The sequence below is a fragment of the Gracilimonas sp. BCB1 genome (assembly GCF_040117685.2).
GTDB lineage: Bacteria > Bacteroidota > Rhodothermia > Balneolales > Balneolaceae > Gracilimonas.
On the sequence record NZ_JBEDYP020000010.1, the window covers coordinates 146,774 to 160,415 of the forward strand.

At 44.6% G+C, this 13,642-nt stretch carries 9 protein-coding genes and 1 pseudogene; 5 read left to right on the forward strand and 5 right to left on the reverse strand.

Going from position 1 to position 13,642, the window contains the following annotated elements; genetic code table 11:
• Positions 1–289: 289 nt before the first annotated feature.
• Positions 290–1,837: a lysine--tRNA ligase gene (lysS, locus tag ABFW99_RS05625; RefSeq protein ID WP_349355185.1), complete on the forward strand. Its 1,548-nt coding sequence runs from the start codon at positions 290–292 to the stop codon at positions 1,835–1,837.
• Positions 1,838–1,952: 115 nt separating this feature from the next.
• Positions 1,953–3,179: an ABC transporter permease gene (locus ABFW99_RS05630; RefSeq protein WP_349355186.1), complete on the forward strand. Its 1,227-nt coding sequence runs from the start codon at positions 1,953–1,955 to the stop codon at positions 3,177–3,179.
• Between the two features lie 598 nt (positions 3,180–3,777).
• Here ABFW99_RS05630 and ABFW99_RS05635 read toward each other — a convergent pair.
• Complete coding sequence (locus ABFW99_RS05635; RefSeq protein ID WP_349355187.1) at positions 3,778–4,428, reverse strand: tetratricopeptide repeat protein; 651 nt, start codon at positions 4,426–4,428, stop codon at positions 3,778–3,780.
• A gap of 124 nt (positions 4,429–4,552) precedes the next feature.
• The gene (locus tag ABFW99_RS05640) at positions 4,553–4,903 is read right to left on the reverse strand and encodes a hypothetical protein (protein ID WP_349355188.1); all 351 of its coding nucleotides are present in this window, start codon (positions 4,901–4,903) and stop codon (positions 4,553–4,555) included.
• Between the two features lie 226 nt (positions 4,904–5,129).
• On the opposite strand from ABFW99_RS05640, the gene ABFW99_RS05645 reads away from it, so the two are divergent.
• The gene (locus ABFW99_RS05645; RefSeq protein WP_349355189.1) at positions 5,130–6,119 is read left to right on the forward strand and encodes a metal-dependent hydrolase; all 990 of its coding nucleotides are present in this window, start codon (positions 5,130–5,132) and stop codon (positions 6,117–6,119) included.
• Between the two features lie 239 nt (positions 6,120–6,358).
• Here ABFW99_RS05645 and ABFW99_RS05650 read toward each other — a convergent pair whose 3' ends face one another.
• Complete coding sequence (locus tag ABFW99_RS05650) at positions 6,359–6,730, reverse strand: endonuclease domain-containing protein (RefSeq protein ID WP_349355190.1); 372 nt, start codon at positions 6,728–6,730, stop codon at positions 6,359–6,361.
• A 522-nt stretch (positions 6,731–7,252) separates the two neighbouring features.
• Positions 7,253–8,369, reverse strand: a pseudogene (gene ald / locus ABFW99_RS05655) (alanine dehydrogenase).
• A 191-nt stretch (positions 8,370–8,560) separates the two neighbouring features.
• On the opposite strand from ald, the gene ABFW99_RS05660 reads away from it, so the two are divergent.
• A complete protein-coding gene (locus ABFW99_RS05660; RefSeq protein ID WP_349355191.1) occupies positions 8,561–11,026 on the forward strand; it encodes a zinc-dependent metalloprotease in 2,466 nt (821 codons plus the stop codon).
• Between the two features lie 57 nt (positions 11,027–11,083).
• On the opposite strand, the gene ABFW99_RS05665 is transcribed toward ABFW99_RS05660, so the two are convergent.
• Positions 11,084–11,347, reverse strand: a complete 264-nt coding sequence (locus ABFW99_RS05665) for a hypothetical protein (RefSeq protein WP_349355192.1) — start codon at positions 11,345–11,347, stop codon at positions 11,084–11,086.
• Between the two features lie 183 nt (positions 11,348–11,530).
• Here ABFW99_RS05665 and ABFW99_RS05670 point away from each other — a divergent pair, with 183 nt between their 5' ends.
• On the forward strand, positions 11,531–13,642 hold the full coding sequence (locus tag ABFW99_RS05670) for a sensor histidine kinase (RefSeq protein ID WP_349355193.1): 2,112 nt from the start codon (positions 11,531–11,533) through the stop codon (positions 13,640–13,642).

Sequence of the window (13,642 nt, forward strand, 5' to 3'; positions counted from 1 at the left end):
AAGGTAGGTTCTACAGTATTCTAGTATTCTATTTTACCTAAAGCTATCAAAGCCTTGTAAGTATAGAAAGTTAAAATTGATTTAACTAAGAAAAACACCTGAATATGTAGTGATATACTCCCACACCCTTGCATATCTAAGTTCCGGTGAAGTTATCGGTATTATTAAATTTTTGTTAACCACATAATTTCGCTGCCGAACTAATTTCTTTTGCCCCTCACAATTCTCACTACAATTCGGTATTTTTGATGCTTCGTTTGAACGCAATTAATTAATTCAATTTTTATAGATGTCTGACCAGGAATTATCCCTCTCCGAACAAGAAGAAATTCGCAGGGAAAAACTTCAGCAACTCCAGGATTTGGGAGTTAACCCCTACCCTCACTCTTTTGACGTTACCCACAATTCGAAACAGATTTTAGACAACGAAGACCACTATCTGCGGGATGAAGAAAGCAACCCCGACTCCGAACAAGTGACGGTGGCCGGCCGGGTTATGACCCGCCGTATTATGGGGAAAGCTTCTTTCTTTAACCTGCAGGATGCCGAAGGTACCATCCAGGTTTACATCCGCCGGGACGATGTAGCCACGGAAGAGCTGGGCAACGACAACTATAATAAGGTGTTCAAGAAGCTGGTTGATATCGGGGATATTGTCGGTATCAAAGGATTCGTTTTTAAGACCGGAACCGGCGAGACGACTATCCACGCTGAAGAATTTCACTTTCTAACCAAAACCATTCGTCCAATTCCCACTCCCAAAGAAGAGGAGACAGAAGACGGAGAAACCATCGTCCACGATGCCTTCACGGATAAAGAGCAGCGCTACCGCATGCGTTATGTGGATTTGATTGTAAACCCTGAAGTTCGTAAAACCTTCCAGCAGCGGACCCGAATGGTACAGATCATGCGGAACGTGATGAACGAGAAAGGATACCTGGAAGTGGAAACACCTATCCTTCAGCCTGTCTATGGGGGTGCTGCGGCCAAACCTTTCGTGACTCACCATAACGCCCTGGATATGGACTTGTATCTCCGTATTGCCAACGAGCTTTACCTAAAGCGACTAATTGTAGGGGGATATGACGGCGTATATGAGTTTTCCAAAGATTTCCGAAATGAAGGCCTCTCCCGCTTCCACAATCCGGAATTTACCCAGGTTGAGCTCTATGTAGCCTATAAAGACTACAACTGGATGATGGAATTCACTGAGAAGATGCTGGAAAAAGTAGCCATCGAGCTGCACGGATCTACCAAAGTTCAGGTCGGCGAAAACGAAATTGATTTCAAAGCACCCTGGCCACGGGTTCCGTTATTTGAAGCCATTGAAAAAGAAACCGGGCATGACCTGTACGGCAAAGACCTGGATGAGCTGAAGGCAGTTGCCAAAGAACTGCATATCGAAATGGACGAATCGTTCGGTGCCGGTAAAATCATTGATGAGATTTTCGGTGAATATGTGGAAGGAAAACTGATTCAGCCAACATTTATCACCGACTATCCGTTGGAGATGAGTCCGCTTACTAAAAAGCACAGGTCCAAAGATGGATTGGTGGAGCGGTTTGAAGCCATCTGTAACGGAAAAGAAATTGCCAATGCCTACACCGAGCTTAACGACCCTATCGACCAGCGGGAACGACTGGAAGAGCAGGCTAAGCTGCGTGCCGGCGGAGATGATGAAGCCATGACCATCGACGACGACTTCATTCGTGCCCTCGAATACGGCATGCCTCCTACTGCAGGAATAGGAATTGGTATCGACCGTTTGGCGATGATAATGACCAACTCAGAATCCATCCGCGACGTACTGTTTTTCCCTCAGATGAAACCGGAATAGTTGTTCGTTAATGGTATATTCGTTATTCGAAAATCGGTTAACAACCCCCATATTAGCGAAGGTAACTTTAGCAGATTCACTTACTAACCATTAACGAATAACTAATAACGAACACATGAAATTTGAGTGGTACCTGGCGCTTCGGTATTTCAAAGGCTCGCGAAAAAGTTCGGGGTTTCTGTCGTTCATTAAGTATATGTCTATTACCGGTATTGCTGTAGGCTCGGCCGGATTGCTTATCGCTCTTTCCATTGTTCATGGGTTTAAATCTACGATTAACGGAAAGATTATGGATTTTGCCCCGCATATTACGGTGACTACCTTCACCGATCGACCCATTGAGCGGGTGGATACCGTTTTTGCTCATCTCGACCGTTACCCGGAAATCAAGAGCAAACAGGTTATCATTCAGGGGCAGGTGATGATCCAAACCCGTGATGCCGTTACCGGAACCACCCTCAAAGGTGTGGATCTGGACAAACCCTCGTTTGGTGTCGGCAAATACATTTCAGAAGGAACGTACAGTCTGGGGCGCGATTCCACCGGTATGCCCGGTATCGTATTGGGCGCTCAGATGGCTCAGGAATTACAAGCCGAACTGGGATCGGTTATCACTGTATATACCATCGAAGGCATTCCTTCTTTAATCAACTCACCGGAGATCAAACAATTCAGGTTGACCGGAATTTATGAAACCGGCATCGACCGTTTTGACAATGTTTTTGCAATGGTGAACCGCCCCCATGCCCAACAACTGTTCAAGTATCCACCGAATGTGGCAGACGGCATCGAACTTCGTCTGCAAGATGATGTGGATATCTTTCCCTTCAAAGAAAAGCTGAGCGAAAGCCTCACCTTCCCCTATTATAATGAAACCATTTATACCGTCTTCGGGAATATTTTTGCCTGGGTTGAACTGCAGGAAAATATGATTCCCCTCGTTATCAGTGGGATGATTATCGTAGCCGCATTTAACCTGATTGGTGCCATCCTGATGATGGTACTTGAGCGAACCCGCGATATCGGCGTGCTGAAAACCATTGGTAGTAAATCGAAGATCATCCGTCGGGTGTTTCTGATGGAGGGACTGATGGTGGCCGGTGTGGGATTGGTTATTGGGATTGGTGTATCTCTACTTTTCTGGTTCCTGCAGGCCAATTATCAAATCATCCCCCTTTCGCAGGAAAACTACTACATGAGCTATGCCCCCGTGGAACCGCACCTGATGGATTTCCTGATCACGGCCGTGGTTACCCTGCTACTATCTGCCATCGCTTCCTGGTTCCCTGCCCGCGTGGCAGCCAATACCGATCCGGTTAAAGTGATTTCCTTCGGGAGGTAGTGGTGATGTTGTTTTGGGCTAAAGTTTGGAATTTGTGCTATTTATAAATCCCAAGCTCCAAATTCCAATGACCAATTATCTCCAAAGTTAGTATAAAGCCTATGCAGTCATTGCGTGGAGCCGATTAGGTAATCTCTCGTTTCAAAGCATTTCGACGAAGCAATCTCCCTGACTATGGCAACCAAATTACTACACAATGTCATCACTGCGAAGGCAGGATTCCATTAACTCAATATCTGTTACCTAAAACACTACAAGATTTCGGGCATTCGCCGCGAAATGACAATAGATAGTATGTGCTTTAACTAAGGCAGAGTTGAAATACTATTAGCCTTACTCAACCATTCCAACCTCTTTTGTTTTCTCCTTGGCAAGGAGAAAGACGCTTTGGAGGCATAGTTGTTTAGTTCACTATCTCCCCTCTGTTAAGCCCCGAAAAGTCTCCTCCTTGCGAACCTGTCCCGACTAGACTGTCGGTGAGGAGGAGATTTAGAGGAGGTCGAGGGTTGGGGCTATGAGTTGATTAGCGTGTAGGATCTTCAGGGAGAAAGCTATGTGTCCTTGACATTATCCTTTTAAAGATGTTAGGTGACGCTTTCTATTTATAGAGTTCATTCAAAAACTTTTCTTTGTCAAAATCAATAAAGAGGAACTGTTCCATAAACTCTACTTCGCTATTATTTGGATATTCCTGTTTTAAATTTTTATAAGCTTTCCTTGCTGCTTCTTCATCCTGAGTAAAAAGGAGCAGGAAGACCTTGTTGATTTTTGAATTGATTACAAACCGTTTTTCTTCAATTCGTTTATCATATCCTTCTAAAGCTTTTTGATACCATTCTTGCGCAACTTCACTTTTTTCGATTTTTTCGTTTATAAATCCAATCAGTGTCATTACTTCAACAAAGTCTGGTTTAATTGACAATGCTTTATTTAAAACTTGAATAGCCTGCTCATCACGATCAAGTGCAAGAAGTATGTTTGCTTTATGAGTGTATAGTTCGGTCAGATTAGGTTCAATTTCTATTGCTTTATCAAGTTCGCTTAAAGAAACTTCTAAGGAATCGGGACTGTCAATTCTGCCAAATATATATTCCCCAAAACGCTCCGTAGCTGAGTTGGAAAGTTGAATGGCAAGGGAATCTACATCGACTTTATTTTCTATCTGTGTTTTTTCAGAATTACAAGCAGAAATGATGAATAGGAGTAAAAAAAGAGTCAGAATAATTCTCATACCTAAATTTAAAGACATATAATGAACCAGCGTTTAAACGGTGCGGGGATTATGATTTAGTAGAAGTAGCGGAATTAAACCCTTAGAACCAAGTTTCCATCCAACCTTGCCCACGTCCGCTTTATAACACCTTGTTATATGTTTATTTTTCGTGCTCTTCTATTTCGAAACTCGTTACTACAGAGTCTTGATCAATTGTAAAAACAAGATATTTCATATACACAGGATCGATATCCCATCCATAGTCTTCAACAACTGTGTAATACAATTCTGTTGAATCTGCATGTCCGAAATTTTGAGGATTTCCCAAAAGTTCTGTGAGTTGATCATATGATAGGCCAATTAACTTGTAATTGGTTGTCAAATCATGAAGCATCGCATCGCGATTGGTATATGTAATATCGACTTTGTCATTCCACTTTTCTTTATCGAATTCGGCTCTTTGAGTACAAGAAAGAAAGAGAAATAAGAAGACGAAAAGGAATTTGCTCATTTGAGTTGTTCAAAACGTATAACATAAGATTGAGCAGATTAACTAATCCGCACCGATACGCCAAATAATATTTCAAATCGTCTTAAAATCCAAGTAAACCCCTGTTTTTCCAATGTTATACGGATTTTGAATATGCCCGTTCCGTATAACCTTCCACATCTGTTTCCATTTCTTTTCTTCGAAACTCCTACTTTTGATCCTTTAGTAAATCATACAATAATTTTCCATGGACCCCGTCACTCACGGACTTATCGGTGCCACTGCTTCGCAGTCGTTTGCAGATAAACGAAGTTTCAGAGTAGCAGCTTTTACCGGGTTGGCTTCGGCCATGCTGGCCGATCTGGATGTGTTTCTTGGCAGTGCTTCCGATCCGCTGCTCAACCTGGAGCTGCACAGGCAGTTTTCTCATTCCATCGTGTTTATTCCGGTAGGCGCACTTATTGCTACAATCTTGCTCTGGTGGTTTGTGAAGAAGTACCTGACCCTTAAAGAAACGTACCTGTTCAGCCTGGCGGGCTATGCCACGGCCGGACTCACCGATTACTTCACCAGCTATGGCGTGCTACTGCTCTGGCCCTTTACCGATACCCGCTACTCTCTGGATATCATTTCCGTCTTCGATCCTATTTTCACACTCGGGGTTATCCTCTTCACAGGAATGGCCTTCTACAAACGAAAACAGCTGTTTGCGTGGCTTGCCTTAGGCTGGGCGGCACTCTACCTCCTCTTTGGATTCACCCAACAACGAAAAGCAGTGGAGGTAGCCCGGCAACTTGCCAACCAAAACCAACACGAGATTAATCAGCTGATTGTAAAACCCACCATCGCCAACAACTGGCTTTGGAGTATTCGTTATGTTGCGGGAGATAGTTTGTATTCCTCCGGTGTAAAACTATTGCCCTTCTCCGAACCGGAAATTTTCCCCGGCGAACAAACAGCACTGCTAAACTGGCAAAAAGAGTACGAATCCTTCCGGGGAACAACCCTGTACAACGATATCGCCCGATTTTCCGAGCTATCCGGGGACGTGTTAATTCGCCATCCCAACCATGAACAGGTTATCGGGGATGGTCGCTATTCCATGCTTCCCATTACTCTTTCCCCGCTCTGGGGCATTGAAGTGGATACAACCCAGCCCAATCAACACGTGGAGTTTGGTACTTACCGGGATGCCAATGAGGAGGTTCGGGAGAGGTTTTTGGAGATGTTGTTTTAGGTGGTATGGATAAGGCTTAGTTGCCCAATCCACCTACCAACCCACCCCGGCCCTCCCTATTGCGCTGCGCTTATATGGAGGGAGCGCTTCATCTAAGATCCTCGCCATAAATAAACTCTCTTTTCTACTTAACACCTCACCAACGAGTCCTTTTTCCCTGCGGCCCTAACGAAGGACTATAATTCTTAAAAGACCCGCCGGAGGGAGAGACAGAGAGGGTCCTGTATGGAATGGAAACATTACTTTCTTCCAACCTCTAAAATCTTCTCCAGCACCCGATCTATATCCGCCAACTCTTCATTCTTTATACGAAGTACTTTCAGCCCCAATTCATTGAGTACAACACCCCGCTGGTAATCATACTCTTTCTGGAAATCATGAATTTTACCATCCATTTCTACCACCAGCTTTAGCTCTGCACAATAGAAATCGGCCACGTAGAAATATCGGCGATTATTGTGTTGTTCGTAGACAAACGGTTTCTGCCGAAGAAATTTATATCCACCCAGCTGGCGGTTTCTTATATATTTCCACAATCTTTTCTCCGAAGGTGTAGGATTTTTCCGAAGCTCTCTCGCTATTTCAGTGATAGATTTTTTGGTAAGGTTCATCTTTGAATTAGCTTCTTTTCTTGTAAAATATCAAGCCCTCTCCACCTACCAACCCACCCCGGCCCTCCCTATTGCGCTGCGCTTATATGGAGGGAGCGCTTTATCTGACTTGTAACCTTAGATCAAAACTTTTTCCCTATATCAATTTTTACCAAGGCGTCCTCTTTCCCTGCGGCCCCAGCTAAGGATTGAAATATAATACCGACACGCCGGAGGGAGAGAGACAGAGAGAGGGTCCGGGTTAAGCTGGCAATATCTTTAATTCAACAGCTCCGACCTCTTCTGTCTTCTCCTTAGCAAGGAGAAGGACGCCTTTAATACATTTCTGTTAAGTTACAGTATGAACTAAAGCAAAACACCGTAAAGTCTCTCCTTGTGAAGGAGAGATTTAGAGAGGTCGGGGTTTAGGCTTAGGAGTTATATAATACCTTTTATATAATTTTAGCTTATCACTACTAACAAAAAAAGGACGGACAAACTGTCCGCCCTTTGGGTATAAATAGATAGATTTGAAGCGAGTGCTTAGTTCAGCACGGTGTCCACTTCATCCCATTCCATGTCGAATGCTTCGGCTACATCCTGATACACAATGGTTCCGTTGGCGATGTTGAGGCCTTTGAGGAGCTCGGCATCGTCCTTAAGAGCTTGTTTCCAGCCTTTGTTAGCCAAAGATACGGCATATGGGAGTGTCACGTTGGTCAGCCCCATGGTAGATGTATAAGGCACCGCGCCCGGCATGTTCGCCACGCAGTAGTGAACCACATCGTCTACCATATACACCGGATCTTTGTGTGTGGTTGGCTTGGAGGTTTCAAAACATCCACCCTGGTCAATAGCTACATCCACCAACACGGTTCCGGGCTTCATTTCTTTCAGCATGTCGCGGGTGATCAGGTGTGGGGCTTTGGCTCCGGGCTTCAGTACCGCACCGATAATCAGATCCACATCAGGAAGCATTTTACGGATATTGGCTTCGGATGAAAACATGGTGTTCACATTCTTGTCCATTACATCATCAAGATAACGCAGGCGCGGCATGTTGATATCCATGATGGTGGTATCGGCTCCCATACCGGCAGCGATTTTAGCAGCGTTCACACCTACAACTCCACCACCCAATACCAATACTTTGGCCGGAGGCACACCGGGAATTCCACCCATCAATTTACCTAAACCGCCTTTGGGTTTTTCGAGGTAAACGGCTCCTTCCCTGAGCGGCCATACGTCCGGCTACTTCACTCATAGGAATGAGCAACGGCAGCGAGCGATCCGCTTTTTCTACCGTCTCATAAGCAATGGCAATACATTTTGAGTCAACCACAGCTTTGGTCAGCGCTTCTTCAGCTGCAAAGTGAAAATACGTGAAGATCACCTGCCCTTCCCGCATGCGTGGGTATTCAACGGCAATCGGCTCTTTCACTTTCATGATCATTTCGGCCTTCTTCCATACTTCCTCCACGTCGTCAATAATGGTAGCGCCGGCATCAATATAATCCTGGTTGCTGAACCCGCTGCCAACTCCGGCATTTTTCTCGATTAACACTTCATGTCCGTTGCGCTTCATTTGAACTACGCCGCCGGGCTGAATGGCTACCCTGTTCTCGTGGGTTTTAATCTCTTTAGGAACTCCAATAATCATGATTTAAAACGTTTGGTTATGCTGTCATTTAAAGGGATGCAAAGGTAGGTATTTTTATCCAAAACTGACGAATGAATATTTCACATTACCTTGTAAAACTATTTTTGTTATTTCATGTTAAATGTCTAAAAATTTGAATCATTTGTACTAATTTCACCCAAATTACTTTCGGAAATTAAATTAAAGTCCCTATGCACCCTTTTTCTCCTAAAATAATTCCTGCTTTTTTTCTCTCCCTTTTTCTGATTGCAGGATGCACCTCATCCAAAGAAACAACTTCCATCTCTGCCCAAAAACCCGCTCGATCTGCAAGTTCTTCCTCCAATGGAATGAAAGCTTATTCGGAGGTAATCACCGATAAAGCCAAAACCGATGAAGGCTTGTTTGATGTGCATTGGGTTGATGACAAACTCTACTACGAAATTCCGGATTCCCTGCTAAACCGGGAGATGTTATTGGTAAGCCGAATCGCACAGGTTCCTACCGACTATTTTGGGTTTTTCTCAGGTGGTTCAAAAACGGCCGAACAGGTACTTACTTTTGAACGCCAACGGGATCAGATTTTAATCCGAAAACAATCCTACAACGCCGTTGCCAGCGATACCCTGCCTATTTATAAATCTGTTCAGGCTAACAATTTTGCCCCCATTCTTGCAGCCTTTCCTATCGAAACCATTGGCAAAGATTCGGCTTCCGTTGTCATCGAAATGACCGACTTCTTCACCTCCGATATCGAAGCAATCAGTGGTGCCATCAACTTCTTAAGAAGGCAATATCAGGTGCGGCGCCTGGATGGAAACCGAACGTACATCGAGTCGGCCAAGAGCTTCCCAAAAAATATTGAAGTCCGCCACGTTCTTACTTACGATGCCGGCAACCCTCCTTCCGACCAGGGTACCAACACGTTGTCCATGCTGATGAATCAGTCGATGGTGCTGCTTCCGAAAGAGCCTATGCGACCCCGTTACGAAGATTATCGCGTGGGCTGGTTTACGGTTGACCAAATTGACTACGGTCTGGAAGCACAGAAAGCAAAGGAAGTCAGCTACATCCGTCGCTGGAGGCTGGAGCCCAAAGACCCTGAAGCATATGCCCGTGGCGAACTGGTTGAGCCGGTTAAACCTATTGTGTATTACCTGGATCCCGCCACTCCCAAAAAATACGTACCATATGTAAAGCAAGGTGTGGAAGACTGGAATGAAGCTTTTGAAGCAGCAGGCTTTAAAAATGCCGTAATCGCCAAAGAAGCTCCTTCCCCGGAAGAAGATCCGGACTGGAGCCCTGAGGACATTCGTTATTCTACCGTTCGGTGGGTGGCAAGCACCATCCGGAATGCGGTTGGGCCAAGTGTTAGCGATCCCCGAACCGGTGAAATTATTGAGAGTGACATTGTTTGGTATCACAACCACATGCGCTCGTACCGGAACCGGCTAATGATTGAAACCGGAGCAGCAAATCCGGATGCACGTAAACTACAGCTGGATGATGATCTGATCGGGGAAACCATGCGCCGGGTAATCGCTCACGAGGTTGGACATGCAATCGGGCTGCCTCACAACATGCAGTCCAGCTCAGCTTATCCGGTGGACTCTCTGCGATCCGGCACCTTCACCCAGAAATACGGAATTGCTACCACCATTATGGAGTATGCCCGCCAAAACTATATTGCGCAGCCCGGTGATGAAAACATCCGTTTCATCCGAAAAATAGGCCCTTATGATAAATACGCTGTGAATTGGGGCTATCGCATGATTCCTGAAGCTTCAACTCCGGAAGATGAAAAACCTGTCCTGGATAGCTGGATTGAAGAAAAAGCCGGCGACCCCGTGTATCGTTTTGCTTCTTCCACGGGCTGGGACCCTTCTTCTCAAACCGAAGATTTATCCAACGATCCCGTTCAAGCCAGTACGTATGGGCTTATGAATCTGAAACGGGTGGTTCCGAATTTAATTGAATGGACCTCCACTCCGGGTGAAGGCTATGATGACCTGGAAGAGATTTACAGTGAACTGGTTTTTCAGTGGGCCCGCTATGCCGGCCATGTTTCTACCAATGTTGGCGGGGTGTATCAGGAAAGAAAAGCCTCTGATCAGGATGGAGTATTGTACACTCCGGTGCCTGCAGATTACCAAAAAGAAGCCATGAATTTCCTGAATGAACATGTATTCAGTACACCCGATTGGCTGCTCGATAAGGATATTCTCCGCCGCATCGAACATGCGGGAGCCCTTGAAAGAGTGAAAAACCTGCAAGCCCGTTTACTTAATGATGTGATGGACGCCGGTGTAATGCTCCGACTCAATGAAGCTCATACTTTTGACGGTGACGCTTATGCCCCACTCGATATGCTGGAAGATTTACGCCGTGGTGTGTGGAGTGAAGTGTACTCCCCGAAAGCCATCGACCCTTATCGCCGTAACTTGCAGCGGATGTACATTCAGAACATCGAAGAGATGTTTGAAAATGATGAAGCCGGCAGTTCCTGGAATCCGGTAGATGTGGCTACTTCTGACATCCGCCCACTTCTGCGGGTTGAACTGAATACTCTTCAGGCTGATCTTCGACGGGCTCAGAACCGTATCCCCGGTGCAATTTCCCAAGCGCATATCGCAGATGCGTTGGAACGGATCGATGATATTCTGAATCCTGCTGACTAAGTAAGGAGTTAATTTCTTTCACAAAAAAAGCTTCTGTGTAAAAGCAGAAGCTTTTTTTTATTTAAGCTTCAAAACTTTCAGAATCCCCTTTTCGGTGATTTTTGCATGGCCGTAAAGGAACGGCCCGCCAATACTCGCTATGCTAATCAGTTCCTTATTTTCCAGGTATTCAAGCAGGTTTTTGAGTTCCGTTCTGTCCACTTCAAGTTCTTGAACAAGCTCCTCAACCGATATTCTTTTATCGGTATCTCTTTCACTCAGCTCCGCAAGCTGGAAGAGTAGTTGTTTAGCCCTGCTATTAAAATCTCCGCCAATTAACATATAAATGCTTGGTTCGTTGGTTGGCTAAGAATCACTAATTCAGCTAAAGAGAAGGTTACCTTAATGTTATGGTATCATTAACATGACCAAAAAGTTCAGAAAACAGTGCTGATTATAAGACTATTCTAATCGATTATTTCCTCAGTTAGGCGGAACTTAAGCCTTAATAAAAATAGGTGTTTTATGTTAGATGGGTTGACGCTGAGGAATAGAATTTTCCTATTCTCTTCTCTTTTGTTACTGATGGCATTCCTGCTGATGTGGATATTCGTACGCCCGCAGTACAGGGAAGCTATTATCAATGAGCGTACCACCATCGTTTCCCAGCTTCAGGAATATTCGTTAAAACGCTCCGATCAGGTTATCAGAAACTGGCTGAACTCCACCAACTATACCGCCGAAGAAATAGCCAAAGCCCCCGAGCAAACCCAGAACATTGTAACCCGGGCCATTAACCTGACGCCGGGCCTTATGAGAATCACCATTTCAGAACAATCATCAACCGAGTCAGTCGATATCAGACGTTCGCTGTATGATGGGGTGGATTTCAGCGGTATCAAATATAACTGGTACACCTCCCGGCTTGATCCTATGATCAACGTAAGCTGGAGTCCTGATACCCTGCAAAACACTCACTTCTTTATAGCCAAAAGGGTAATTCAAATCGGGGGAAGCATCTTCCAGCTCGACATGTTTTTTGATGCCTCACAGATTACCATAGAGCTTATCAACATTCCACTTGGTGGTAATTATGTAGCCAACATCGTGAGTGGTACCGGTGACAATATTGTACCCGAACAGCCCTTTGAATTCCCGGCTTACCTCGTCGGTGATGCCAGCTATTCCAATCAATCAACCATAGAAATGAATGGGAATAATTGGTTTGTAATGACCTCCCGGTTCCAGACCACCCCCTTCTGGCACGTTATTGCGGTAGAAGATTCCTTTATCCTTCAGCCCGTACATGATCTTATCCGTTATTCAGTGATAACGGGAGGAGTTATTCTCTTTATCCTGTTTTGCTTTAGCTGGTATGTCAGTATTCATGTTAACAAGCCGGTTGAACAGATTATTACCGATGTTGAATACCTGAGCTCTTTAAATTTTGATCACCAGATTAATCCTGTTTCACTTCCGGAATTTGATTTAATGCAGGAAACGCTGGAAAACATCCGCCTTACCCTTCAGCGATATCAAAAAATTAATGTGGAGCGAATCATACTGGAGGAATCCAAGAATAAGTATATGATGACTTACTCGGAGGATCTGATTGGTATTCTGGATGAGAATCAAAACTTCAGTTTCCTGAATAACAACTTCCAAAGCTTCCTGGAAAGCCTTTCCCTCGATCCAAAAGTTATAACACTGGATGAAATTTTGGAACATGCGGATATACAAACCACCAAGCTTGAGCAGAATATTCACTACCCGGATCCATATACAATAAAGATAAAACGGGCAGAATTATCGCACTCTTTAAAAGAGGGAAAAAATTATTTTTATGACTTCCAGTATGTCACCATTATTGACCAGGAGGATAATGAACAGGCTGCACTCATCATTCTTCATGACAAGACAGAAGACCGCCTGAATGATATTAAGCGGAATGACATGATTAACATCATCGTGCATGAACTTAAAAACCCAATTAGTGGTGTACTCGGGCTTTCACAAATATTACTTGAGAATGAAAACATTGAAGATGAAGAACAGCAGGTTCTGGTAAATCAGATAAACTTGTCCGGCGACCGGATGAACAAGCTGGTAAACCGCTTCCTTGAAATTCAGCGACTGGAATCCGGTAAGAATTCGGCTGATTTCGAAAATGTAGATCTGGAGAAATTGGTTGAGCATGTTCAGCAAATTACCAACCCCCTCCTCAGCGAGAAAAAACTTAAAATAGATTCCAAGAAAATCGGCCGCGACTTTAAAGTCAGAGGAAACAGTGATCTGCTGTTTGATGCCATACAGAACCTGATCAGTAACGGAATCAAATACGGGGATGAAAACCGAACCATTGAGATTCAGCTCACTGAAACGCACGAGAACATCCGCTTTAGCGTAACCGATTATGGTTTCGGGATTAGTGCGGAAGACCAAAAGAAAATTTTCGACAAGTTTTATCGCGTCAGGTCTAAGGCAACTGCCAAAGAAAAAGGAACAGGACTGGGACTCGCTTACGTGAGAGAGATTATGCATCAGCACAATGGGGAAATCGAGCTGGAATCCAATGAAGCTATCGGAAGCCGTTTTACGCTGATCATTCCCAAGTTGAACGGAGAAAACCAGAGCTGA

Excerpts from the sequence above, each read along its gene's own strand:
- lysS (WP_349355185.1), top strand. The coding sequence starts at position 290 with ATGTCTGACCAGGAATTATCCCTCTCCGAACAAGAAGAAATTCGCAGG.
- ABFW99_RS05630 (WP_349355186.1), top strand. The coding sequence starts at position 1,953 with ATGAAATTTGAGTGGTACCTGGCGCTTCGGTATTTCAAAGGCTCGCGA.
- ABFW99_RS05635 (WP_349355187.1), bottom strand. The coding sequence starts at position 4,428 with ATGTCTTTAAATTTAGGTATGAGAATTATTCTGACTCTTTTTTTACTC.
- ABFW99_RS05640 (WP_349355188.1), bottom strand. The coding sequence starts at position 4,903 with ATGAGCAAATTCCTTTTCGTCTTCTTATTTCTCTTTCTTTCTTGTACT.
- ABFW99_RS05645 (WP_349355189.1), top strand. The coding sequence starts at position 5,130 with ATGGACCCCGTCACTCACGGACTTATCGGTGCCACTGCTTCGCAGTCG.
- ABFW99_RS05650 (WP_349355190.1), bottom strand. The coding sequence starts at position 6,730 with ATGAACCTTACCAAAAAATCTATCACTGAAATAGCGAGAGAGCTTCGG.
- ABFW99_RS05660 (WP_349355191.1), top strand. The coding sequence starts at position 8,561 with ATGCACCCTTTTTCTCCTAAAATAATTCCTGCTTTTTTTCTCTCCCTT.
- ABFW99_RS05665 (WP_349355192.1), bottom strand. The coding sequence starts at position 11,347 with ATGTTAATTGGCGGAGATTTTAATAGCAGGGCTAAACAACTACTCTTC.
- ABFW99_RS05670 (WP_349355193.1), top strand. The coding sequence starts at position 11,531 with ATGTTAGATGGGTTGACGCTGAGGAATAGAATTTTCCTATTCTCTTCT.